The following is a 25454-nucleotide window of genomic DNA, read 5'->3' as shown; positions in this document are numbered from 1 at the left end:
GAGGTGTTTTTAAGAATATATATCCGCTTCGCGGCAGCTTGGATAGGAACCCCATCCCGGTCACGGTTTAGTACTTGGGCGCGACCGGGATGGTTATCCTGATATTGCCTTTTGTGTTTTTTTAGCCAGTGGGACGCTTTCAACTAAGCAATTGCGGCGCCGTTTTGTCTGTCCTGTACAACGGCAGTATCAGGCAAGGAAGGTGTGGGTGGAGTCTCCGGTGGATGGGGGACAACCAGTAAATCTTTCTTTGCCATCAAGACCTTGCTGTTCCCGCTGGTTTCCTACCGCACTTAGTTTTGCTTTTCTGCACTGAATAAGTATCCAAAATACACTTCCTACAACCGTTTCATTTGCAACAATAAACTCCGAAATACTGTATACATTCACAAAAAATCCGCATATTTTTCTCTGCAAATTGACAAGTTTTCACTTTCTGACTACAATGGACTCAAAAATATGACTGTGGTCATAAAAATGGGATTGGTGTTATGGAAGCGATGGAAACGAAAAAAAGCGGCGGGGGTATTTTGGGAACCATTGAGCGGGTGGGCAACAAGCTGCCCCATCCCTTTATCCTGTTCCTGTACATCATCGCCATATTGGCGGTGGTTTCTGCGGTGTTTGCTGCTATGGGAACCCACGTAATCAATCCCTCCAACGGGAAGACCGTATTTGTCCGCAGTATCCTCAGCCAGGAAGGGCTGGTCTGGGTTGTAGAGCATCTGCTAAGCAATTTCTCCAGTTTTGCACCCCTTGGGTTGGTGCTGGCCATGCAGATGGCCATTGGTCTGGCGGAAGCAGCAGGGCTTTTGTCCACGGTGATGCGCCGGGCCATGATGGGGGTGCCCTTGTGGGCCCTGTCGGCTACAGTGATTTTCCTGGGCATCAATGGCAGTATTGCTTCTGAAGCGTCCATTATTGTCATTCCGGAACTGGCAGCCTCGGCTTTTGCTGTGCTGGGGAAGAATCCCCTGGCCGGGCTGATTGCCGGCTATGCGGCGACCAACGCGGGTTTTACAGCCAACGTGCTGATTACCGGTACGGATGCGCTGCTGTGCGGGGTTACCCAGGAAGCGGCCCATATCATCGACCCCAATGTGGTGGTTACGGCTGCTGACAACTGGTTCTTTATGATTGTTTCCTGCTTCCTGCTGACGGCGGTGGGCGTTGTGGTCAACGACAAGGTCATTACCCCTCGGCTAGGTGCCTATACGGGAGAACTGGCCACCGAAGGCACGTCTGTTACTCCTGCGGAGAAAAAAGGGCTGCGGTATGCTGGCATCTTCACGGCCGTTTATGTGGCATTGCTGCTTCTGTGCACCGTACCGGCAAACGGCCTGCTTCGGGGCAAGGGCGGCACCCTGATTCCCAGTCCTTTCCTGAACGGCCTGGTGCCCATCCTGATCATCTACTTTATCCTGGTGGGCGTGGTCTACGGCAAGACCGTGGGCACCATCAAACAGTCCAGTGACGTGCCGAAGTTTATGGCCCAGTCCCTGAACTCCCTGACCGGGTACATTGTGCTGGTATTTGTCATCAGCCAGTTTATTGCCATGTTCAACTTTACCAACCTGGGTATGGTTATTGCTGTAAACGGTGCTGCCGGGCTGCAAAATGCCGGGTTTACCGGTGTGCCGCTGATTATCGGGATTATTCTCCTTACCACGGTGGTCAACCTGTTCATGTCCAGCGGCTCCGCCAAGTGGTACATCTTCGCTCCGATTTTCGTGCCCATGCTGATGATTCTGGGATACTCCCCGGCTTTTGCCCAGGTCATCTACCGTATTGGGGACTCGGTAACCAACCCCATTACGCCGATTTATCCGTACCTGCCTATTATTATTGGCATGGCCCAGAAGTATGAGAAGAACACCGGCATGGGAACCATCATTTCCCTGATGCTGCCGTATTCCGGGGCTTTCCTGGTAGTATGGATTCTGCAAATGGCAGCCTGGCTGCTGCTGAAGCTGCCTCTGGGGCCTGGGGTATCCTGCTTCTTCTAAGCCTGCACCAGTTTGCTTTTAGAATTGCTGGAATAGGAGGTCTATTGCGTTGTCCTACGAATTGAAATTGCAACGGCTAGAGGAAATCCTGCGGGAATTCCGCTATCTGAAATCCATGGAATCGTTATTTGAGCTGGACCAGTGGGGGCTGCTGCCGGAACAGGGCGCAGCCTACCGGCAGGAGATGCAGGCCCTGGTGGCCGCCCGTAAAACGGGGCTGTTCCAAACGGCTGAGGCCCGGGAATTGGCCCAGTATTTTGCAGAAACCTCCGGTAATACTGCGGTGGAACGGGGCGTTATCCGCTTCTTCTTGTATCAATATCGGACTTTGGGGCTGATGCCCCAGGACCTGCTGCGGCAGTACAACTTGATTCGGGCGCAGGCTATGTTTGCCTGGAAGAAGGCCCGGGAAGCCAAGGACTTTGCTGTATTTGCACCTTATCTGGAACAGGTCTTTACCCTGAAGAAACAATTGGCCCTGGCGGCGAACCCGGACCAGCCGGCTTTTGACACCCTGGTGGCCCAAACCGATGAGGGCCTTCAGGCGGCTGTAGTAAGCCGGGAATTTGAGGTGCTGAAACACGGGCTCAAGGAACTGCTGGGCCGCCTTCGCCGCAGCGGCCGGGACTTTGACGACAGCCTGCTGCACAAGGACCAGGATCCGGACAAGATGCTGGCGCTGGCCAAACACCTGGTGGGGGAAATGGGCTTTGACCCCAAGCGGGGGACCATCAACCAGCAGGTTATCCACTCCTTTACGTCTTTTATGGGTCCCCGGGATTCCCGAATCTCCACCTACAAAAGCGGCAACCCCCATTTGCTGTACTCCCTGCTCCATGAGTCGGGCCACGCCATGTATTCCTACTCTACGGCGGAAGAATATGCGGCCGTAGGGCTGTGGGGCGGCAGCGAAGGGGGCTTTCATGAGTCCCAGTCCCGTTTTATGGAGAATATTATCGGCCGGAGCCGGGCCTACGCCCAACATCTGCTGCCCCTGCTCCAGGAAACGTTCCCGGATTTTGCCGAGGTGACGGCTGAAGGGCTGTACCAGGCTCTGAACCGGGTGCAGCCCAGTCTGCAGCGAATCAACGCCGACGAGGTCACCTACAGCCTCCATGCCATTATCCGGTTCGAACTGGAACGGGATTGGTTCGCAGGGAAATTGACTACCCAGGAGCTGAAAAAGGCCTGGGACGACAAGTACGAGGCCTACCTGGGGGTGCGGCCCCAAAATGACCTGGAGGGAATCCTCCAGGATATGCACTGGGCTGGGGATTACATTGGCTATTTCCAGAGCTATGCCCTGGGAAATATCTACGATGGGCAGATTTTGGCCGTGCTGCTGCGGGACGTGCCGGATTGCTATGAACGGGTGGGTCAGGGAAACTTTGCTCCCGTTCTGGACTGGCTTCGGGACCATATCTGGCAGTATGGCATTGTCTATACCGGCAGTGAGCTCATGACGCAGCTTACCGGAAAAGCCCTGGACGCCCAGCCTTTCCTGGCTTATCTGAACCGGAAATACGGCGCCCTGTATGGCTGCTGAGGTGCCCCATGAAAAAATTGACCAAGGGGGACCAGACCAAGGAACATTTGTACCGCTGCGCCCTGGCGCTGTTTCGGGACAAGGGGTACGACGGGGTCACGGTGGACGCTATTGTTCAGCGGGCCCACGTGGCCAAGGGAACCTTCTACATCTATTTCAAAAGCAAATCGGATATTATCACCGAGCTGCTGAAGTCCTACGACTCCTATTATCTGGCGCTGGAAAATCAGCTGCAGCCGTCCATGGGGGTGGAGGAAAAATTTGATGCCATCATTACCGGTTCCTGCCGCTTTACCCAGGAGGAGATTGGACGGGAATGCATTCAGGTGCTGTATAAGGCCCTTTTGAAAGGGAATGACCGCTTGGACGCCCTGGACCTGGAACGGGCCCTGTATGGCATTTTCCGGGCTCTGGTGGTGGAAGGAATTGCCCAGGGGCACTACGCCAAGGCAACGGATCCGGACCATTTTACCCGGCTGCTGCTCCGGTGCATCCGGGGCACGTATTTCGAATGGTGCATCCAGACCAAGGGGTTTGATTTAACGGAAGAAACCCTAGGGCTTACCCGGGCTTTTCGCAAAGCCTATTGGGTGCAGCCCGGACCCAAGGAAGACTAAGAATTCCTGCCAGGAATAAGACAAAACGCTTCTGCTCGGATATTGCTGCCAAGCGGAAGCGTTTTTTGCGCCTTGGGTGGCGTATAATACCTTTTGCAGCTTGCAGGGGTCAGCTGGCAGGGGAGGATTGCCCCAAACCAGTACTGTGCACTGCTACAGTAGAGAAGAAGAGTGTAACTTTAGACCCCAAGCCGAATGCTTTTGAGGTGGATTTATGACCGTTATGAACGGACAGATTTTTGGGCTTAAAAGCAATAATTCCAGGCCTGGCAGCTTAAAAAGGTTCTTCACAAATTGACGATAATTTAACGAAAAGTAAGCTTATACTTTCCAATTGAAAAACGCTGTATTTTGTATAACAACGAGTAAAGCTGTAGGAAAATACAGGGCTCAAGCAGTCTTTAGCCAGCTTTGCGTTAGCTTGTGTATTTAATAAAGGTTTTATAGATTAGAAACTATTCTTATTAATAATGTTCATTTGTTACGATAATTTCATAAAACCTTCATGTATGGGGAAAAATGGCCATAATATTTTTGTTTCTGCAAAAAGTGTGTTATACTTAACATAAGAAAGCGGCTGGTTGTCCTCTGGTTGGGGCAGACAGACATCCCCGTTCAGGTTAGCAGCAACAGTTGTTTACGAAGTAGAAACGCCCTGAGCAGGAGACTATTCTTGCAGAAAAGAGAGTATCATGAAACCGTATATTAGCTATCAGGGCTACACTGGAAAAGTGGAATTGGATGTTATAACAAGACTGTACATTCTTAACGTCATGGAAATGCAGGGTGGCATCCATTTTATGGCCCCCAATTACGAAACACTGACGGAAGACTTCTATGATTGGGTAGACGATCTGATGTTAGGCAATGACGAGGAAGACGATACCCTGGAAGATAGGGGACTAAGTTATATGTAAGCCTCCAAGACCCGGTAAGGTAAATTCCCTGCCGGGCTTTTTTATTTTGTTAGGAGATGGAATGGTATGGCAACGGAAGGGGAAGCGCCCAGCAGCACGGCGAAAAAGGTCTGGCGGGTGCTGAGTATAGACTTTGACTATTACCTGGATACTACACTGGAAGTCCGGGATGAGGAATTTCCTCCCGGTGGAGATAATATCCCGCCTCAGGAACTGAAAGCGGAATGGCAGCAAAGCTACCAGGAATACCCGCAGCTGCGGCGTTTGGGGCTGCGGCACCTGCCTTATGCCTACCATTGCCACGTGCTCCACGCTATCCACCGGGGCAAGGCCTACGTGGCCGACAGCCATGGGGAGATTGTAGAGCTGCTGAAGCAGATTCCCCGAGCTGAAACCCTGGAATTGACCCATATCGACTTTCATCATGACAATTACGTATCGGCCGGCAGCAAGGTGGACTGCGCCAACTGGGTGCATCACCTGCAGCTGCACCGGGATCCGGAGAATACCCACGTAACCTGGATCCGGCGGCTGGACAGTGAAATGGCGTCCCTGTACGGGCCTTTCCCTTATCCCAATACCACGGATTATCATATTTCCAGTCTATATGATTACGTATTTCTCTGCTTTTCTCCGGAGTGGACGCCGCCCCATCTGCGGGGTGCTTTCCAGAAGCTGGTTCAGGCAGTCAAACAGCTGCACCCCAGACTGCTAAAATCTGGAGAGAAACTGTAGGGGGCATATTCCCTGAGGAATGGCCACTGGAGACAGGAAAGCGGCCCGGCAGCTGAAGGCATCTTGGCCTTGCCCCAGCGCTATGCAGCCTTTGACCGGAACCGCCTGCAAATACTGCCGGTGCCTTGGCGAAAATTTCAGCAAAAAAAGACGTCTCTGGATTTCTTCAGAAACGTCTTTTTTAATGCAATTGTGCTTTACAGAGATCTAAATACCCCAATGACTTTCCCGGTAATCCGGATGTTGTCCGTACCAATAATGGGAGAATAGGCATCATTTTCCGGCTGGAGGCGAATCTGCTTTAGGTCCCGGAAATACCGTTTGATGGTGGTTTCTTCGTCATTAATCAGAGCTACCACAATGTCGCCGTTGCTGGCGTAATCCTGCTTGCGGACAAACACGTAGTCGTGGTCATAAATACCGGCATTCTTCATGCTGTCGCCTTCGACAACCATCATGAACACATCGTCCCGGCAGCCAATCAGGTCCATGGGGATGGGGTAGGTATCCTCAATATCTTCTACTGCCAGAATGGGATCACCGGCGTGGACAGCGCCTACCAATGGCACGGGTACCATATCCTTTTTCCGCCAGCCCAAGTCCTGGGGCATATAAGTACGGGGCTTTTCAGGGTCCCATTTCAGATAGCCGGCATCTGCCAGCTTTTTCAGGTTATTATGCACAGAAGCGCTGGAAGAAAGACCTACTGCCTGACCAATTTCCCTTACCGAAGGGGGATAGCCGTTGGAAAAGGTGTAGGTGTTGATATACGTAAGAATCTTGGTCTGTCGATCAGTTAAGGAAGTAAGCTTAGATTCGGAATTGGCTGCATTGTTCATAGACAGATCTCCTTTACCCCCAAAATCCGCTTTTGGGATATTATTATCGAATATAGGTTGCTACTAGCCTTAGTATACCAAGCTTATCCCAAAAAATCAAACAAATGTTTGCAAAAAGCGCAATAAAGCCTCAATTTTGCACAAAACGAACAGGAAAAGTGGAAACAAGCACAATCGATATATTATCGATATATTGTGGTAGGGCTGAAATGGTTTGAAACGTCCAAATTTGCGATTTGACGAGATTTAAGTGAAAGTACAATAACTTACTCAACTTACTCACGCAGAATTGGAAAAAACGATTCTAAAGCCATTTAACGCATGAAAAATCAGCCGGGAAAAGGAAAAAAGTAAGGTGTACGCTGAGAACTCAAAAAAAGTAAACTGGTATCCTAGCAGAGCACCCGAAAACACTGGGTGCAAGCTGCAGAACAGCAAAAATGGCTAAAGCAGCAGACTGGCATCCAGATAAACAGTTGAAGTCACACCAAACCACTGAAGGTCCGTTGGATAAATCACAGCTTTGACGAAATGCAGAGACTCAGGCGCCTATAATATGATGTCTCAAAGTTCGGAGGCAAGGCAAAGACACAGGCAATAAAAAGGAAGTTTATGGCACGGTAAAAGCCGATTGTCCAACGTGAAAACCAGCAGCGGCAGTATGGCGAACATCATTTAAAAATGCTTGCGAACCGGATTTGTAAGGGAGTTGTAAATTTCTGAAAAAAATCAAGAAAAATTTTACGTCCTATAATATATATTATGTTAAATAGTGTGGAAAAAATTTAACAAAGGGTAAGTTCCTGGCTTGCCAACCGTTAAAAAGTCATACTATTGGCGCCAGCCCAGGCGCTGCCAGTGTTTGCAGGCTTTATTTTTTCGGCAAAGTGCTTTCTGGTCCTACAAACCTATTGCTTTCAGGTCTTGCTTTCAGGTCCATTTAACGGTATTTTCCTTTTTAGCTTCGGGCTTTATTATCTATACCATAATTATATACGTATAGATATATGCAGGACCTTTGCGTTGCTTTTCTATGACGCAGCTTTTTGTAGTTTTTACCTTTTACGTTTCCTACTTTTTCGTTTGGCCCCCGTGAGTATGTGTAGCCGATGCTATAATGGAACTATGAATTAAGACAACTTCGAAACTATTTCTTAATGTGAATCTCGTGGTATACTGGAGGCGATCAATGAAAAAGGAGATAATCATCATGTCACGCACGCGCCGTCATTTCACGTCGAAATTCAAATCCGATCTCGTCATCGAGCTGCTCAAGGGTGAGAAAGACCTCAACACGCTGGCGGCTGAGAACGAAATCCTGCCGAACCTCTTGCGGAACTGGAAGAACGAGTTTCTCAGCAAGGCAAGCATCATATTCGATGATTCCAGAGAGGACAACCTCAATCAAAAACTCGAGACCGAGCGGAAGGAGAAAGCCTCCTATGCCCGCAAAGTTGGCCAACTCACCATGCAGGTGGATTGGTTGAAAAAAAAATCTGAGGAAATTCTTGGACCGGACTACGAGAAACAGTATTCTCCAAAACCTTTCGAGGAGTGAGTGCAAGGAGCTTTCCCTTCGGAAAGCAGCAAAGCTGCTCGGCGTCAACCGCACAAGCCAATACTACCACCCCAAAGAGAACACTCCATCAGATGAAGAGCTGGAATGCAAGCGCATCATCGATCGTTTCCACACGGACAATCCTGCCTGGGGCGCAAGGCAGCTGGCCTCGCAGCTGCAGCGCCTCGGGCATCAGGCCGGACGACGCAAGACAGCTCGCTATATGCGCGAGATGGGCATCGACGTCATCTATCCGAAGATGAACCTTTCCAAGCGGCAGCAACAAGCGCAGGTGATGCCCTACCTGCTGAAGCATGTGGATATTCAGCAGCCTAACCAGGCATGGTCCATCGACATCACCTACATTCCCCTGGAGCACGGTTTCGTTTATCTGACAGCCATCATCGACTGGTACAGCCGCTGCATTGTTGGCTGGGAGGTGGACGATACCCTGGACACCCGGATGGTCATTGCCGCCGTAAGGAAGGCGCTCCGTATAGCAAAGCCGCAGATTCTCAACTCCGACCAAGGATGCCAGTTCACCAGCAAGGAGTACAAGGCTTTCCTCAAGGAACACAAGATCCGCCAGAGCATGGATGGCAAGAGCCGCTGGGCCGACAACATCAAGATTGAGCGGTGGTTCCGGACATTCAAGTATGAGGAAGCCTATCTCACGCAGTACCGCAACATCCGGGAGGCTCGCAAGGCCATCCGCAACTACATCAACGTGTATAACTTCCAGCGCTGCCACTCAGCCATCGGGAACGTCCCGCCAGCAGAGCGCTACTTCCCGGCACTGCTGCTCAATGCTGCAATGTCTGCTGCCTGATACATTTAGAAATTCATCGATTTTGGTCTTGACAAACGTGCCACTATACTCGCAATCAATTTTCCTTGGTTACCTTAAAGGAAAAGATCCTTCCGGATTATGGGAAAAACTTTATCCGTTTAGTACAACGAAAATGTGCTTCGTTTGCTGACTTGAACCCGTCCACCATTTAGCGGGCGGTGTTCAGGATATCCATCAGCGGGTTTATTTGACTGGCTTCATCCATGGATTGAATCAAAGCCAGCAATGTATCTGCTTCCTTCTTAGGCAGCACAGATTCAGTATTAATCCGGAATTTCTGCTCCAGTTCTTTCCAACCAATGGGATTACCCGGAGACCCTTTCAAATCATACAATTCCTTTTCATACACGGTACCATCTTTTAAATAGACCTTTACTTTGGCACCTCTGCGCTTTGGATAAAGTTTTTGAACATCAGGATCAACTGCGACAGTAACCAAATTACCGAGCTTAATATTAATGGGGTCCTGTGTATAACGCTCATCCAAATGGGCAATGCCAAAGCAGTGTTCATGCAAGGCCAGGGCAACGCCGTAAGCTAAGCTGAATTTAGCTTCTCCGGCATCCTTCGGAGCTTTGATAATACCGGTCATGTCGTAGGCTACCTGGTGGGTCCCTACCCATACTTTTTCAACAGCTTCCCAAGAGAAGCCATGTTCAGCCACCAAATCAAGGACAGCTTCAATTGCAGGCTGGGAATGTCTGGCAGTAGGATACATTTTACTATAGGTATCACCAATCAGGAATTTCTCCCCAAGTCCTTCACAAACCTTTTCAGGATCAACATTTTCTGACTTGGCCTTAAAGAATCCAGACTTGCCTTCAAAGGCGCTGAGGGAACCTTCCATATTTTCCTGAGCGTAATAAGCGGCTGCAATGCCGTTATATACAGCATTCCCTACCTGAATGCATTTAGAAGCCTGACCTGTTACAGTAGCTTCCATTAAACCGGAGGCATACAAAGCGCTAAGGCCCAGACCTTGCTCCAATTGATTTTCCGTCAAATTCAGCAATTTTCCGGCCACAGCCATGGAGCCAATTGTGTCATCATTACCAGAAGGATGAAACCCCTTCTTGATTTGGTAAGGTGCCATATTTGAAGCTAATCTGTAGACAATATCATAGCCAATAACAATGGCTGTCAAAATTTCCTTACCGCTGCAGCCCAGTGCAGAGCCTAACGTCAACGCTGTAGGAATAATCGCGGCGCCGCAATGTACGCCTGCATTTTTATGGCCATCATCCAACTCAATACCATGAGCAAAGGTAGCGTTGATCATAGCCGCTCTTGCCAACGGGAACTCTTTTGCACCACCCGTAATAACAGCAGTATCGCCTTTTCCAAACTTCCTGCAGGCTTGCAGGAAGTTTTCTTTATATTCCCAATGGGAGGCACCAGCCAGTGCAGCTCCCAAGGTATCCATAATTCTTTCTTTGGCAATCTGAATAACATCCTGCGGAAGCTTTTCGTATGTGGTCTCCGCAATAAAATGAGCAAAACGCTTAGGGATTATATAATCCATTGTTAGTTAGCCTCCTTAATCCGATGCAGCATTTCTGTCAATACATCGGAAGGACTTGTCACTTGTTCCAACGACTCAAGGGTATTCCAAAGTTGCTTTGCATACTCTGCATCAGCAATTTCTTGAACATGTCCCAGGAATTTCTTTTCAATGGTACCTGGAGGGAACGGAGATTCGCGATCACCATCAGGAATTTTCTTCAAGACTTCATACTCTTTGTTCTCGTTTGTCGTAATACGTACTTTGGCTGCGCCCCACAAACTTTTATCTTTTTTGGCCATCTCTGCAATTTCTGAATCCAGCAATACGATTACTTTCCTGGACAGGGAAGCAATTTCAGGGTTCTGCAAATTTTCTTCCATATAGTCATCGCGTACTACCCCAAACTTTAACAGATTTGCCACCGCATAAGGAACGCTGGTCTGTGCCTGTGCACTGTCTTTGGGGTCGTAGGTTCCTGCATCATAAAGGAAAGGTCCGCCAAATACCTGAACCGTTTTTACATCTTCCAACCGCAGCTGGTGATCCGACATAATCTTGTTCACAGCATCCAACGTGGCATGGATACGTCGTACACAGGCATGAATCTTCATATATGCATATTGAATATCCCAGCGCAGTTTCGGTTCTTCCAACAGTTCGCGGTCTGGATGAGCCGAGAAGGCGTTAACAAAGCCTAATTTTCCTTCATATACGTGGGAAGGCCCGCCTAAACCATAAGCTGCAATTTGAGCTGCGGCAATTCCCACTTTCGCGCCAAAGCCAGCCACAAGATACTTTTGGGCAGATCCATCAATTGCACTTTGATTTAACCCGCCAATTACGGCTGCAGCCAAGGAAATGGCATCCACCAGCTGTTTTTTGGAAAAGCCCATCAAGGTTCCAGCAACCACTGCGGCAGCAGCAGCGCCGCAGGCACTGGTGGCATCTATGCCTCTTTCCAAATAAGCAGACGGATTAATCACCCGGCCCTGCCAACAATATACTTCGTAGCCCTTAATAATGGCTTCCAGATATTTTTTCCCATCCACCTTTTCTTTGGGCAGAGTCATAGCCATGGCAGCAGCTGTGGCCTGTATTACAACACCAGGGTGAGCCATGGCAAAACGATGGCCATCATCCATATCCAACATTCTGGCGGAACTTGCCATCCACATGGCAAGTTCCTCAGCAACAGGCTTTTCGCCCAGTTTGTCTTTTAACGCCTCATGCAATTGACGAGACATACTCTTTTTGGTGCTGGCACAAAAGATTCCGATAAAATCGGCAACGTATTCTTTGGTTAACTTTAGAATATCTGGGGGAATTTGCTCATAAGACATATCATCAAACAAATTCACCAGTTTGCTTACACTTGTTTCTTCCATTCGAATGCCTCCATATACCTTATGCAAACAGATTGATAAAGGTGGTAATCAATGCTGCATTAATCAGTGAAGTGAACAGGCCGCCTACAAAGGGTACAACCAATCTGGATTGTGGTGCGGGGCTGTATTTTTCTTCAACAGTAGCGATGTTCATCATAGCGTTCGGGGTTGCCCCAAAACCATAGCCAATCTGAGCTGCACACATTACAGCCGCTTCATAATCCTTACCCATCAGCGGGAAGGTAACCAGTACTACATAAGCGGTAGTGGTGATCACTTGCACCAGCAAAATGATTGCCATGGGAACAGCCAGATCAATCAGCTGCCACAGTTCTACAGACATCATTGCCAAAGCCAGGAAAATATTCAAGGAAATAGAACCTGCGATATTTCCTTCCCGTTCGTAGGTGGGATAGAGATGTGTATAATCGGAAATGTTTCGAATAACCACAGCCACCAGCATGGAGCAAAGGAAAACTGGAATAGTAATGCCAGTGGATCTTTTGATCAATACGTTCAATACAACACCAAAGGCCATCGAGATGAAAATATGGAAAGCCATCAGCATCACATGAGAGATAAATTCTTTTTCAGAAATTTTCAATTCGTCTGTAGAGCCTTCGCCTTCGTTTTCCACTTCTAAGGTCTTTTCCACTACATTCGTACCACTGAGCTTAAATTTTCTAATCAAAAAGTCAGCTGCTGGGCCGCCTAATAAACTACCGAATACTAAGCCAAACGTTGCCCCTGCAATTGCAACCGTTGTAGCACTATTAATACCCATACTCTGAATTTGCGGACCAAAAGCGCCAGCATTGCCGTGACCGCCAACCAGAGGAATAGACCCAAGGCAGAGCCCTAGCAATTTGGGCAGGCCAAGAGCAACAGCAGTATAACCGCCGATAATATTCTGCATAGTAATAAGAATGGCAGTACTTACAGTCAGCAAAATAATGGGTTTTCCAGCTTTCCGCACAGTTTTCATAGAAGCAGAATACCCAATGCTGGTAAAGAAGGCTACCATGCAAAGGTTTTGAAAGACTGCATCCAGCTTTAAGTGCAAAATGTTGTATTGATGAAAAATCAGATTAATGACGGCGAAAAGGATACCACCAACAACGGGTGTAGGAATACAAAACTTCCGCAAGAACTTCAGATGGTTTTTGATAATGCTGCCAATATAGAAAAAGAACAGTGCCAAAGCAACAGTTGCATACAAATCTAATGTGACTTTCACGCTCAACATCTCCTTAAAAATAGGGTATTCATAAAAGCTTGACTTCAGTTGGGTAAGAACAAATCAGATTATTACTTTAGTACAAATATTTCTGATAAAGCATTACAATATTCTAACTGCTGGATTTGATGAATATATTGCTGATTTAGAACTCCAAATGGAGTTTTTTCTACAAGATGGGTAAATTTTGATGCCACCATATCCCAGCCGAATTTCGTCTCTTTTGTTTCTCCTATGGGTATATGCTGAGTGTGGGTCAGAATTTTCCCACTGCTTGTATAGACAACTACTTTACTGGCACTAAAATGTGAAGGATGTTCTTTTAAATATGCTTCTAAGTCAGAATCATATTTTACGATAATTCGTTCTTCAAAGCGAGACACAGTTTCATCTTTTAAACATTCTCTCAAAAATTCTGCGGAATCCAACTTTCCATAAAGCAGTACTACCGCTGTTGTAAAAGGCAGGCTGGATTGTGCACTAATCTCAGTTTTGGGATAAGGTTCTGCAAAACGAAGCAAATAACTGGATGCTCTGATTTCCACTTTTTCAATCTGCTCAGGAACCAGGTGATAGCTTTCTTTTAACTGCAAAGCTGCATCCAAAGTTGCATGAACACCTCGCAGGCAGGCAAACCGCTTAAAATAGACTTCATTAATTTTAAACAACTTCCCTAAACTATCCAATACGTGATCAGTCTCAAAACCATGGCTGCTTTGAAAGGCTTGGAAAAGTCCCCTTTTCCCTTCTAAAATTTGCGGTGATCCAGTAAATCCAGCTCTTGCCAAATCTACTGCACGCAAACCATTAAGCGCAGCCCAGGCTCCACAGAGATACTTTCCTGAGGTACCATCTTGCTGGCATTCTATAATTCCTCCAGAAAAAGTCCCTGCTAAACCCATAGCATTTGCGGCCTGGCCAGAATCGCATTTCATTATTCTGGCCAATAATGCCGCAGCTGCTACAGAACCACATACACCGGTTGCATCAAATCCCCTTTCCCTATGCATATAGGGGTTTAAAGCTTCAGCAATCCGTGCGTATACATCATACGCAGCAACAAGGGCTGCAATAGCTTCTTTACCTGAGATTTTATGCAGCTTGCCCATTATCAGTAATGTTGGAACCAGAAACGAACCAGGATGGCCCATTGCCTTACTAAAGCCATCATCCATATCTGCCATTCTGCCCATTGCGCAATAAGCGAATATCGCTGCACGTGTAGAAAGTGCGTAATCCTGCTCGCTCAAAAAAGTGAAAGTAGCTTCAGTTTTAACTTCTTCGCTGATTGATTTTGCATATTGCAGGAGGGGTACTGCAGCTGCATCAAATCGTCCATTGATGAAGTTGGCACTGGCATCTAGAATAACTTCTTTAGCGCGCTCGATGGAGGCTTTTGGCAATTGGTCATAGTGCAGATTCACTGCATAGTCCGCCAAGACTTGAGCTAATGTTTTTCTCATCATTGCACCAGCCTTCAAGGGGCATCCGTGTGGATAATCCTGTTTACTTTTTGATTTGGCGAATTACATCCAGCACGGTGCCGTCCCGATATTCTACAATGGCGGCTACTTTGTCGGTGGTTTCAATGGGTTTATAGACGCCTGTCAGGGATTCAGCCAATTGCTGCAGTTCTTCAATGGTTACCAGTTTCAAAGAGGTCTTTTCCAAATCTTCTTTCAGTTCCTGGTAATTCCGGTGTTTCGGGTTCAAGGCAATTCCGGCTTCGGTTACTACTGCTGCCACGGTTTCACCGGGGGTGCACAGGGTAAACACATGTTTTACCACGGAAGGAGTTCTGCCTCTGATGATGGGGATGGTAACAATGGAAATGGCTGCGCCGCCGGCTACATCCGGGCCGCCGCCCAGTCCGCCCATCATTTCGCCGGAGGATCCGGTGAGGATGTTTACGTTAAAGTCCGTATCGATTTCCAGGGCACCCAGTACGCCGAAGTCTTCCCGGTTCAGATAGCCGCCTTTGTTATAGGCATTGGAATAGTCGGCGTTGTCAATTTCGATAACCCCAGGACGATCCACAATGGCCCTGGCTGCTACGTTATCGAAGCTTTGGCTACAGGCAACCACCCGCACCAGTTCTTCATCATACATATCGATGATGGCTGCGGGAATGCCGCCCAGGGCAAAGCTGGCTTTGACGCCCCGTTCTTTCATCCGTTCTGCCAGATATTTGGTAATGGCAATGGGGATGGCGCCGGCGCCGGTCTGGAAGGAGAAGCCGTCTTTGAAGCGGCGGGAAGCGGAAATCAGGTCCACAGTTCGTTCAGCAATCATCAGATCCCGAGGGTTCTTGGTGAGCCGAGCAGCCCCTGCGCCAATTTTGGCAGGATCGCCGATGGAATCCACCTTCACCACATAATCCACGTACTGTTGGCTGATGCTTACCGGGCAGCAGGGATATTCCACCAGGTTGTCGGTGATGACAATCACGCAGCCGGCATTTTGGGCATCTACGAAAGAGTAACCCAGGGAGCCGCAGGCATTGGGGCCGATTTGGCCGGTGCAGTTGCCGTTATCGTCTGCAGCAGAAGCGCCGATGAAGGCTACGTCAATCTGCAGTTCGCCGGCTTCGATAGCCCGGGGCCGGGAACCGTGGGTACGGAGGATTACCGGCTTTTCCATTTCACCGGCCAACACAGCATCCCCCAATTGGCCGCGGATACCGCTGGCTTCAATCCGGTCGATGGTTCCGTCTTCAATAAAGTCCACAATGGAGGGTTGGGAAATGTTGACCACGGCGCTGGGGGCAAAACGCAGATGCTTGATGCCCAGTTTGCGGATGGCCAGAAGTACCTGACCAATGATTTTGTCCCCTTCCCGGAAGGCATGGTGGAAGGAGATGGTCATGCCATCTTGCAGGCCAGAGGCTTTGATAGCTTCCTCCAAGCTTCCCAGGAGTTTGGTATCTCCGGGAATTCTATGGCCTGCCGTACGCTTGGTAACCACAGGACCTTTCCGGGCTGGGGTTACATAGGCGCCCTGATAGGGTTTTACTACATAATCGCCGATTTTTTCCGGCAGTTTGCGTCCTAAACTATTTTCTATCATCACAAGTTACCCCCGATCTTGATTCCAGCAGCCTCTGCTTTGGCCAAGGTGGAGCGGGCCCGGAGTTCCATGGGTTTATCCACCATGCCACCGTCCAGCGTGCAAACGCCCGTATGATTCCGGGCAGCTTTCTTCAAAGCTTCCAGCACTCGGACTGCATTGATAATCTCCTTACGGGAAGGGGTAAAGCAAGCGTTTACTTTGTCAATCTGTCTGGGATGCACGCAGGTTTTGCCGTCAAAGCCCAGGGTTCTGGTCATTTCCAGATCCCATTGAAGGCCTTCGCTGTCGTTGATATCAGAAAACACGGCGTCCTGGGCGGAAATACCGGCTTCCCGGCAGGCCATCAGGATGGTGTTCCGGGCGTAGAAGATTTCCCAACCCGGCTTGGTGCGCTGGGCGCTCATGCTGGCAGTAAAGTCTTCGGCACCCAGGGCCATGGCTGCCACCCGAGGGCTGGCCTTGGCAATTTCCCGGGCATTGAGTACGCCCAAATAGGATTCGATATTGCACCACAGGGCTATTCCGCCAACAGGCAGGCCGGCCTTCTTTTCAATGGCAGTAATTTTTTTATCCACCCGTTTGACTTCCTCAGCATATTCCACCTTGGGCAGGCGAATGGCGTCGGGCTGTGCCCGTACTGCTGCTTCCAGGTCTTCGTCCAATTCTTTGGAGTACAGGCCATTGACCCGGATCAGGATATATTTGCCGGCCGGGCGCTGGTATTTCACTGCGTTGTAGACCAAGAAACGGGCAGCATCTTTCTCGCCAGAAGAAACGGAATCTTCCAGGTCGTAAACCAGGCAGTCTTCATTATAGAAGCCAGCCTGAATCATTTTCACAGGACTGGTACCTCCAGCATAGAGGGAGGTCCGCATCAGCTCAGTTTTGGCCATGTTGATCCTCCTTTCTCCAATCGTAATGGATTTCAGCTGCTCTGCAGACCGCACATTCCATGCGGGCCCGGATGGCAAAATCCAAGGCGCCTTTATCGTACACTTCTACTCTGGCGTCCTTTACGTCAAAATTCTTCAGGACTTCCCGGATGGTAGCTTCGATAGCATCACCAAACAGGGTTTTTACAACGCTCTGCAAATCGATATCAATGCCTTTTCCCGGATTGGGAAACAGTTTAATCTGCACATCGCTGGATTCCAGCGTACCGACCAGGGCCGGTTTCTTTAATTCCATACTCGTGTGCCTCCTTAGTCTTCTTTGGCGTGGGCTTTCATATAGGGGAACAGCCCTCCGGCTTCCATGATTTCGTGTTCCAGGTTGCTGACGGCATCTCCGTGGAAAACCACACCGGTGTTTTGGTCTTTGATTTCCCCGGTGGACAGGTCAACTTCCAGGGTATCGCCGTTTTTGATCTTGCCGTCTTTGATGCCCTGGGACAAGCCCTTGACGAACAGGACCGGATAACCGTTGTTGATGGCATTCCGGTAGTAGATTCGAGAACAGGTTTCTGCCAAAATGCAGGGTACTCCGGCGTATTTCAAGCAGTATACGGCGTGTTCTCGGCTGGAACCGCAGCCAAAGTTCTTACCAGCTACAACAAAGTCCCCAGGTTTTACTTCCTTGGCAAAGTTTTCCATGCCCGGATAATATTCAAAAGCGTATTGGGGCATTTGCTTGGGGTCTGTTTCCGCCAAATATTTGTTGTGATAAATCAAATCCGTATCTACGTTATCGCTTAATACCCAGGCACGGCCAATTTGTTTGCTCATTCTGCGTTCCTCCCTATTTCAAAATATCCCGGGGGTCAGTGATGCAGCCCCGAAGTGCAGTAGCCATGGCAGACATGGGAGAAAGCAGATAGGTATGGCTCCCCTTGCCCACTTTGCCTATGAAGTTCCGGTTGTTGGTGGCTACGCCCACATCCCCTGCAGGCAGTGCACCGTAATGTTCTGCTGTGCACAGGGCACAGGTGGGATTGGTGAAAACAATGCCGGCATTCAGGAAATCCGTAACGAAGCCGTCTTTCAGGCACTGCAGTTCCACTTCCGTGGTGCAGGGGGTGATGATTACCCGGGTGCCCGGATTGATCTTACCGCCGCCTGCCATAAGCACGTCATGGGCAGCTTTAATATCTTCGTAGCGGCCGTTGGAGCAAGAACCGATATGAACCTGGTCCACATGGGTACCAGCAACTTCCCGGACAGTCTTTACATTATCCGGTGCATCGGGGCAGGAGGCCATGGGCTCCAATTCGTCCACATTGTATTCCAGAACCTGGCAGTACTCAGCATCGGGGTCAGCAGACAACGCCTTCACCCGGTCCACCACTTCTTTCCCAGCCCGTTCTACCAGCCAATCCAGTACAGGGCCATTGGGCATAATCAGGGGAACCTTGCCGCTCATTTCGGTTACCATGGAGCACAGGGTAATCCGCTCTGCCAGAGTAGCCCGTTCTACCGTATCGCCGGTGAATTCCACTGCCAGGTAGTCCATGCCGCCGGCACCCAGGTCGCCTACAATCTTGGTAAGCAGGTCACGCATACACACGCCTTTTTTGAAATGACCGGTGATGTTGATTTTCATAGTTTCCGGAACCCGGAACCAGCACAGGCCTTTCACATACGCAGCTGCTACGTCAGAGTTGCCAACGCCGGTAGCAAAGGCGCCTACGGAACCCAGCAGGTTCATATGGCTGTCCGTGCCCAGGACCACATCCCCCGGTTTGATCAGGCCGGCTTCCAGCATAACGTGTTGGCCGATGCCGTGGTTGATGTCAAACAGATGAGGAATACCTTGTCTTTTTGCAAATTCCCGGATGATTTTCTGGTTATTGGATACCTTTTCCGAATGGGAGGGTGTCTGCAAGTCAAAGGTATAGGCTACTTTATTGGGATCCCATACCTTGGCATCCTTGCCCATTTCCTTTTCAAACTGCAGCACGCAGTTGGCACCGCCGAAGTCTCTGGCGGAAGCCAGGTCCACATGGCACCAGACCCGTTCCCCTACCTTGACAGGATGGCCAGATGCACGCTCCATAATTTTTACAATGGCTGTCTTTCCCATTGAACTGCCTCCTTTTATTGCATTTCTAAAATTCAGTGAATTATCAACCGAATCTTGCCTTCACCTACATGCTACCGTTTCATCCATGTAATGAAAAGCACTTTGTATTTGTAAGTCTGCAACCAAAGGTTGCATCTAAGGACATAAAAAATCCGCAACCTAAAGTTGCGGTATCGTTCCATTTAACTGCTTTTTTATTACATAGCACTCATGATACCATGGTCTTAACAAAATAACGGAGGTTGTGGGTATTATGAGCACAAACAAATTCAGTTTCACCATGCCGCCCCAGGCATGCAATGCACACCTGCACATTATTGATCCTGCTTTCCCCAATGATGGTAAGGCAGCTTCCCAGATTGGCACTGTGAAAACCTATAAATATCTTGCAGAAAAGCTGGAATTGCCTAGAGCCATATTTGTCCAGGCGAAACCCTTTGGGAAGGACAATACCTGCCTGCTAGACGCCATCCAGAAGTTCGGGCCGGCCAACGTAAGGGGCATTGCCGTCGTAGATGCCACTGTCAGCGATAAGGAATTGGAACGGCTCCATGAAGGCGGGGTACGGGGGCTGCGTTTTAGCGTATGGAACCCAAAAAATGCAGTTGTTTCCTTTGATGACTGCTACCCTCTCAGCGAACGGGTAAAAGACCTGGGCTGGAATATCCAGTTGCATATGAGCGCCGCCCAAATTGCCGAGCATGCTGACGTCATCCGAAAAATGGACTGCAAAATTGTCATTGACCATATGGGGCGCCTGGATCCGGTGCTGGGCACCAAAGACCCGGCTTGGACGTTCATCCAGGAAATGCTGGAAAAAGGCAACACCTGGATTAAACTCACCGGTCCCTATTTGAACACCACCAGCGTATATCCTTGGGTGGATGCTACAAAAACTGCCCGTACCATTGCCGAGTTTGCTCCCCAACGGATTGTTTGGGGGACGGATTTCCCCCATGTTACGGAAAAGAAAAAGCCGGACGAATTCCAATTGGTGGAACTGCTAGCCCAATGGCTGCCCAGTGACCGGCTGAGACGCCTGGCTCTGACCGACAATCCCGCCGAACTATACGGCTTCTAATCTGTTTTCTTCCGCCTTATTGGCTTATTGCTTGTGAAACTTGAAAGCGATGCTTCTGGACTTGTTCAAAACCCTCTGTTTCTATTTCTTGAACCCCTCTGCCGAAGCATCGCTTCTTGTTACCCAAAACGAAACCGCCATAATTTGAGATGGGAGGCATCCCCTATGGAAAAAGATTTGGTAGAAACGTTTTTGACCATTGCTAAGGTCAATAATATCAGTGAAGCCTCCCGGGTGCTTTATGTATCCCAGGCTACCGTCAGCTATCGGCTAAAGCAGCTGGAACGCCAGGTAGGTGCTCAGCTGGTCCTGCGGCAGCAAGGCTCCCGGGGCACCCAACTGACACCCAACGGCAAACGACTCCTGCCCTTGGCCCAATCTTGGTTATCAGTGAACATGGCATTTGAAAATTTTCAGCCGCAAGAATAATACTGGGTGAGGTATGACCCCATACTAGCCCCGCTCTATAACTGGAGCGGGGCTAGGTGTATGCGGCGGTCGGCCGCAAAGGCTTGGGTGACGGCTGGGAAAGCCCCTTTTGCCGCGTTGCGGCATTTTCCCCCTGTGTGGGGAAAGGTTTGTCCCCATTTGGGGCTAGTGCGGACCGTTAGGTAGTCCAACAACGGAAAAATTGCCCAAGGGCAATTTTTAGCTGGAGAAAACTCTGTACCGGATTTTTGGTCGACGTTCTCAACGGGTGCGGTACAGACATCCTACTTTTGAACCCCATCCCGGCTGCGTTTTACTCTTGGGCGCAGCCACCCTTCCCCTTCTCCTGTTCGCATAGCGAACAGGTAAGGAGAAGGCATTCGGCCTACGGCCGCAGAAAAAGTCGTAGTGAACCTCATCCGTCGCCTCTGGCGACACCTTCTCCAACGCTTTACGGTCGCATCCAAATGTCAATTCAGTTTTCAAGGACATTTGGAATATGCGACCTATGTGATAGCCGTCCAAGAAGCAAGTCCGCGAGGACGCCGCTGATTGGAGTACGGCGAACCACTCAGAAGGCTTCCAGGCCCCTACCGGTCATGTAATAGACTAGAGTAGTGATGATATTTACGAACCATGTTGCTTTGCTATACCCCGTTTAGCACATGACTCGTATGGGCCTAAGACTGGCCCCTGCAAGCGTGTAGGGGCCGTCAGCCCGTAGGGATGACTGAGGAAGTTCACCCCAGCATTTACGGCGCTAGCGCCGCGAAAAATAGCTTTAATGAACTTCTATCGGTGCCTACCGGCACCACTTCCTGAGCGGTTCGCCGTATTCCGGTCATCAGCACCCTACGGGTTTGATTCCCGGACGGCTGTCGCATGGCTCGCGTATACCAAACAGCTTTTGGAAAAACTGTAGCGCTGTTTGGACGCGAACGCAACGTTTGCAGGAAGCGTTCTATATCGCTGCTGGTCAATTGTTAATCGTTACTATAGCGTCACCACTACATGAGCTATCAAATCACTACCTGTAACGGCCAGCACGTCCTCTGCCCTCCCCGCCTAACAGGAAGGGGAGGGACGGGCCACACCAAGAATCCAAGGGCCCTGGGTGGGGAAGGTTCCTTCTGCGGCGCTGGCGCCGCAATATATTCCCAAAAACACCTCTACGCTTTCGTAGAAAGCGTAGCACGTCGTCCGTTTTCTTCAGCACTACCTGTCAGCGCCCCACTCATCCCCCGATTTCAAGCAAAAAAGCCGCTCTCCAAAATCTGCATGATTTTGGAGAGCGGCTTTTTACTTTCTTTCACATTTACAGTCTCCGTGTGAGGGATGCATTAAACACCAAACCTCTTTGCTTCCCTGCCCACCCGGTCACTCTGAGATCTGCGCCCCAGGGGTTTTCCTTGGTGGCGTCGCTCTTCCAGCCCAGTTCTAACAGGGCGCTGGAGCCTTTGCTCTCCGGGGACGGGGTGCTGAGGCCATCATAGGTGGCTCTGGCAGTGCTGTCAAATTCGTAATCCCAGCCCAGGCCTGCGTAGTAGGACTGGTTCTTTTGGTAATTATGGGTCCAGCGGGCGCCCAATCTGGTGCGGTAGGAATCGGCTGCATCCAGGTTATAGTCCGCCGTGCCAAGGGCATTGTGCAGGGTTACGTCATCGCTGGTGAGATGGGTATAATTGAATCGGCCATATACATCCACGCTATCTTTGTCGGTTTGTTGGTAGATCCGGCCCAGACCCAGGCTGGCGCCGGCGTACCGGGCATGGGTGTCGTAGGTGGTATGGTAGCCTTCCAGGGCGCCCCGGAAGTCGCCGTCCATGACGCCGGCCCGGAGGCTGGCCTGGTAATATACACCGTTGTTCAGGTCCCTGCGCAAGAGCAGGCCTACGCCGCCATAGTGCTGGGTACCGTCGCCCCGGCTGCCGTTATCCAGGTGGCTGGTGTAGTTGCCTTTGCCGTATTCGGCAAAGGGCATGATGGTATCTACGGAATTATCGTTGGCAATGCGCCGTACCAGGCCCAGGTTCCCGGCGTAGCCGTTGCTGTCCACATAGGAACCGGTATCGTAGCGCATGTTCTGCCCGCCGATAGTAACGTAGGGCGTAAAGTTCTTCTGGCTTTCGCTGTTCTGGCTGGCCTGGGAAGCTGCCATAAAGCCGGCATCCAGGGCCGTATCCGCTCCTGCCCCAATGAAGTTCAGGGCTGCGGCACTGGATTCAGCAATGAGTTTGGTATCCGGAGAAAGTGTGGCCTTTTGGCCCTCCAGGACGTGCAGCACAAGGGTGTTGGCGTCCTTTTGCTTTACCTCCACCGGCCGGATCACAAACCCGGCATCCATAACCGTATCCAAGCCAGCCAGGGTTCCGTAGGTCGCCCCGTCCGCAGTGATGCCCTTGGCATCATACAGCAGGTTGATTTCGTCCCCGCCTTTAAGGGCCGTGGTCTTTTCCACGCCAGCCTGAATGGACGCCCCGGACACATCTGCCGTACCCGTTACTGTCAGCATGGTATTTCCGTTTACGGCCTCAGTTGGCACGTAGAAGTTCAGGTTCTGGAAGTGGTCCAGGTTGGCAACACTGTTGTTCAGGGTATAGACGTTCAGGGTATTGCCGGTGCTTTCGGTCTTGCCAATGCCGCCGGAGAGGCTGACACTGCTGCCCACCAGGGTTCCATACAGGTTCACGATGTTGTCGTTGGTTGCGGCGGATTCGGACTGGCCGCCGATGATACTTTGATTCACCGTGCCGCCGTAGTAGTTGACTGTGTTGCCGTTGGCGGAGCCGCTGTCGTAGTTTGTGGTAGTGAAAACTTCTACATGGTTTACATAATCGCTTTGTGTTATTTCAAAAGCTTTTGCGTAGCCGCCCCAGAGGGAATCTGCGGTGCCGCTGATCATGTTGACTGTATTGTCTTTGGCCTTGCTGGTAAGCTTAGCTTGAGTCTCAGCACCTACGTAGGTGTCGCTCAGGAATGCTATTTCATTCAAGTCGTCTCTCAACGTGCCATCTGTTCCCAACTCACCTGCAGCGCCGCCATAGGCACTGGTTACCGTGCTGTCAGAAAGGTTGACCGTATTGCCTGCGGCTGTACCTTGGAAGGCCAAGCCGCCAACCACGTGCCCATAGCGTAGTTCCTCATTGTCAATTTGTCCTGTCACATTGCTTCCTGTCAGAACGACTGTATTGCCCGTGGCCGTATCGCTCATGCTCTGTGTAAGCGTCATTCCCAGGTCAATGGCCTCATCCGCTTCAATATAGGCAGCGGTCCCACCGCCAATGACGTTGCGGGTAACAGTGCTGTCCGTCAAGAAGACGCGGTTGTCATTTGCCCTGTCACTTGCGATTATGGATAGAGAACTTGAGTTCTTCTGAGAACCATATTCCTTATAAACATATACGGCAGTGCCGGAGTTGCCGGCTATGACATTTCCTGCCTGGTAGTGATTTAAGGAAACCGTATTACCATTGCTGCTCAAGGATACAGCATAGCGCTCAGCCGAACTCGTATCGTTTACATTGAAATTTGCATTGGATTCTGTATAGCTGCCACTGGCGGTTTTGATGTGTGCCAACTGGGGCATGTCAGGTGAGCCAACCAGAGTCACCGTATTATCATTGCTCTCACCGTATAGCTGTGCTCCTTCGTTTTCCGGGTCTAAATCTGCAAAAACAAGCACATAGCCACCGAGGGCCTCGGACCAATGATTATTTCCCGAGTCGTCATCTGCGCCATACACATTTTTTAAATATATGCTGTTTCCATTGGTACTGACGTAGGCCCTCCTATCGTCCGATACATACAGATCATTTTCTGTATAACCGCCAATAACGTTATCGTTAATGCCGATGTTCTCCAAGCTGACCTTGTTTCCGTTGGCACTGCCACCCCACGTTTCACCGCCGGTTACATATGCAGATTGTTTAAGAAATCTAGATTTCACAAACACATTCGTTTGGGCTTCCGCCCCACTGCCGCTGAGGGTCCCTTCCAGTCTGATGGTATTGCCGCTGGCATCGCCCTTAGTCGTGTAGCCGCCATAGATATCCTGATAGGTAATAGGTGTAGTTGATTCATTGGTGATGGTCACTGTGTTGTTACTGGCAGCAGAAGGCTGCAGATACGGGAACAGGTCAGAGTCTTCGCCGATACGCTCTACAGAACCACCATATATTAGGCTAAACACGGTGGTATTTTTCAGCGTAACCGTATTGCCGCTGGCGTCTGCCGTAAAAGGTGCAGTGATGCTTGTATTGTCTTCATCAAGAAAAACGTAGCCGCCATAGACCGTGCCTTTGACATACGCATTTTCTGCATCCACCGTATTTTCATCGGCTTTGCCATAAGGAGAATAGCCGCCGTAGACCCTGCCCCACGTGACATAGCCCGTTTCGGTGATGGTCACCGTGTTTTTGGTGACATTGTCCCCTGCCTCGGTGCCCTGACCGCCGTAGACGTCTACCTTTACTTCCGTGTCAACCGTCGTGGTCTTTCCGGTAACATCCGCTGCAAGGGCTGGATGCAAGCCTGCCCCCGCAGCAAAAACAGCAGCCATGATAGAAGCATATAGCCATTTACTTTCTTTCCCCATAATACACCCTCCCTTACAAACATCTTGTTACGACAGTTATTACATAATACTATTATAGCAGGATTATAG

At 49.9% G+C, this 25454-nt stretch carries 20 protein-coding genes; 9 read left to right on the top strand and 11 right to left on the bottom strand.

The window, feature by feature from the left end:
- Window positions 1-491: 491 nt before the first annotated feature.
- The 5 genes from C7E10_RS00795 (at window position 492) to C7E10_RS00775 (ending at window position 5821) form a co-directional block, all read left to right on the top strand.
- Window positions 492-2006, top strand: coding sequence for an AbgT family transporter (locus tag C7E10_RS00795; RefSeq protein ID WP_199614631.1), 1515 nt, complete (start codon window positions 492-494; stop codon window positions 2004-2006).
- 49 nt (window positions 2007-2055) lie between these two features.
- On the top strand, window positions 2056-3552 hold the full coding sequence (locus C7E10_RS00790; protein ID WP_158572331.1) for a gluzincin family metallopeptidase: 1497 nt from the start codon (window positions 2056-2058) through the stop codon (window positions 3550-3552).
- 8 nt (window positions 3553-3560) lie between these two features.
- Window positions 3561-4169: a TetR/AcrR family transcriptional regulator gene (locus C7E10_RS00785; protein ID WP_105325488.1), complete on the top strand. Its 609-nt coding sequence runs from the start codon at window positions 3561-3563 to the stop codon at window positions 4167-4169.
- A 737-nt stretch (window positions 4170-4906) separates the two neighbouring features.
- A complete protein-coding gene (locus tag C7E10_RS00780) occupies window positions 4907-5086 on the top strand; it encodes a hypothetical protein (protein ID WP_146109027.1) in 180 nt (59 codons plus the stop codon).
- 66 nt (window positions 5087-5152) lie between these two features.
- Window positions 5153-5821, top strand: coding sequence for a hypothetical protein (locus C7E10_RS00775; RefSeq protein WP_105325486.1), 669 nt, complete (start codon window positions 5153-5155; stop codon window positions 5819-5821).
- Window positions 5822-6018: 197 nt separating this feature from the next.
- Here C7E10_RS00775 and lexA read toward each other — a convergent pair whose 3' ends face one another.
- A complete protein-coding gene (gene lexA / locus C7E10_RS00770) occupies window positions 6019-6660 on the bottom strand; it encodes a transcriptional repressor LexA (protein ID WP_105325485.1) in 642 nt (213 codons plus the stop codon).
- A gap of 1189 nt (window positions 6661-7849) precedes the next feature.
- Here lexA and C7E10_RS12105 point away from each other — a divergent pair.
- Complete coding sequence (locus C7E10_RS12105) at window positions 7850-8218, top strand: transposase (RefSeq protein ID WP_105325519.1); 369 nt, start codon at window positions 7850-7852, stop codon at window positions 8216-8218.
- Window positions 8169-9047: an IS3 family transposase gene (locus C7E10_RS00765; protein ID WP_200820168.1), complete on the top strand. Its 879-nt coding sequence runs from the start codon at window positions 8169-8171 to the stop codon at window positions 9045-9047. The genes C7E10_RS12105 and C7E10_RS00765 overlap by 50 nt, the downstream gene beginning before the upstream one ends.
- 169 nt (window positions 9048-9216) lie before the next feature.
- Here the strand turns inward: C7E10_RS00765 and C7E10_RS00760 are convergent, their stop codons facing one another.
- From C7E10_RS00760 to C7E10_RS00720, 9 genes are all read right to left on the bottom strand, one after another.
- Window positions 9217-10590, bottom strand: coding sequence for an MmgE/PrpD family protein (locus tag C7E10_RS00760; protein WP_105325484.1), 1374 nt, complete (start codon window positions 10588-10590; stop codon window positions 9217-9219).
- A gap of 2 nt (window positions 10591-10592) precedes the next feature.
- Window positions 10593-11957: an MmgE/PrpD family protein gene (locus C7E10_RS00755; RefSeq protein WP_105325483.1), complete on the bottom strand. Its 1365-nt coding sequence runs from the start codon at window positions 11955-11957 to the stop codon at window positions 10593-10595.
- A 19-nt stretch (window positions 11958-11976) separates the two neighbouring features.
- Window positions 11977-13194, bottom strand: a complete 1218-nt coding sequence (gltS, locus tag C7E10_RS00750) for a sodium/glutamate symporter (protein ID WP_158572346.1) — start codon at window positions 13192-13194, stop codon at window positions 11977-11979.
- A 71-nt stretch (window positions 13195-13265) separates the two neighbouring features.
- On the bottom strand, window positions 13266-14660 hold the full coding sequence (locus C7E10_RS00745; RefSeq protein WP_105325481.1) for an MmgE/PrpD family protein: 1395 nt from the start codon (window positions 14658-14660) through the stop codon (window positions 13266-13268).
- Between the two features lie 40 nt (window positions 14661-14700).
- A complete protein-coding gene (gene citF / locus C7E10_RS00740) occupies window positions 14701-16260 on the bottom strand; it encodes a citrate lyase subunit alpha (protein ID WP_105325480.1) in 1560 nt (519 codons plus the stop codon).
- Complete coding sequence (locus C7E10_RS00735; protein ID WP_105325479.1) at window positions 16260-17156, bottom strand: aldolase/citrate lyase family protein; 897 nt, start codon at window positions 17154-17156, stop codon at window positions 16260-16262. Before C7E10_RS00735 ends, citF begins: the two co-directional genes overlap by 1 nt.
- Window positions 17143-17451 carry a citrate lyase acyl carrier protein gene (gene citD, locus C7E10_RS00730; protein WP_105325478.1) on the bottom strand — a complete coding sequence of 103 codons (309 nt, stop codon included), beginning with the start codon at window positions 17449-17451 and terminating at the stop codon, window positions 17143-17145. The genes C7E10_RS00735 and citD overlap by 14 nt, the downstream gene beginning before the upstream one ends.
- Before the next feature lie 14 nt (window positions 17452-17465).
- Window positions 17466-17987: a LeuD/DmdB family oxidoreductase small subunit gene (locus C7E10_RS00725; protein WP_105325477.1), complete on the bottom strand. Its 522-nt coding sequence runs from the start codon at window positions 17985-17987 to the stop codon at window positions 17466-17468.
- A 13-nt stretch (window positions 17988-18000) separates the two neighbouring features.
- Window positions 18001-19281 (bottom strand): 3-isopropylmalate dehydratase large subunit, encoded by a 1281-nt coding sequence (locus tag C7E10_RS00720; RefSeq protein ID WP_105325476.1) that lies wholly within the window; start codon window positions 19279-19281, stop codon window positions 18001-18003.
- A gap of 253 nt (window positions 19282-19534) precedes the next feature.
- On the opposite strand from C7E10_RS00720, the gene C7E10_RS00715 reads away from it, so the two are divergent.
- Together C7E10_RS00715 and C7E10_RS00710 are read left to right on the top strand one after the other, a co-directional pair.
- Window positions 19535-20362, top strand: coding sequence for an amidohydrolase family protein (locus tag C7E10_RS00715; RefSeq protein ID WP_105325475.1), 828 nt, complete (start codon window positions 19535-19537; stop codon window positions 20360-20362).
- Between the two features lie 165 nt (window positions 20363-20527).
- Window positions 20528-20791 (top strand): LysR family transcriptional regulator, encoded by a 264-nt coding sequence (locus C7E10_RS00710; protein WP_105325474.1) that lies wholly within the window; start codon window positions 20528-20530, stop codon window positions 20789-20791.
- Between the two features lie 1315 nt (window positions 20792-22106).
- Here the strand turns inward: C7E10_RS00710 and C7E10_RS00705 are convergent.
- The gene (locus tag C7E10_RS00705; protein ID WP_105325473.1) at window positions 22107-25385 is read right to left on the bottom strand and encodes an autotransporter outer membrane beta-barrel domain-containing protein; all 3279 of its coding nucleotides are present in this window, start codon (window positions 25383-25385) and stop codon (window positions 22107-22109) included.
- Window positions 25386-25454: the final 69 nt, after the last annotated feature.

This window comes from Acidaminococcus hominis (genome assembly GCF_900291475.1).
GTDB classification, from domain to species: domain Bacteria; phylum Bacillota; class Negativicutes; order Acidaminococcales; family Acidaminococcaceae; genus Acidaminococcus; species Acidaminococcus hominis.
This window is presented reverse-complemented; position numbering and strand designations above follow the sequence as displayed.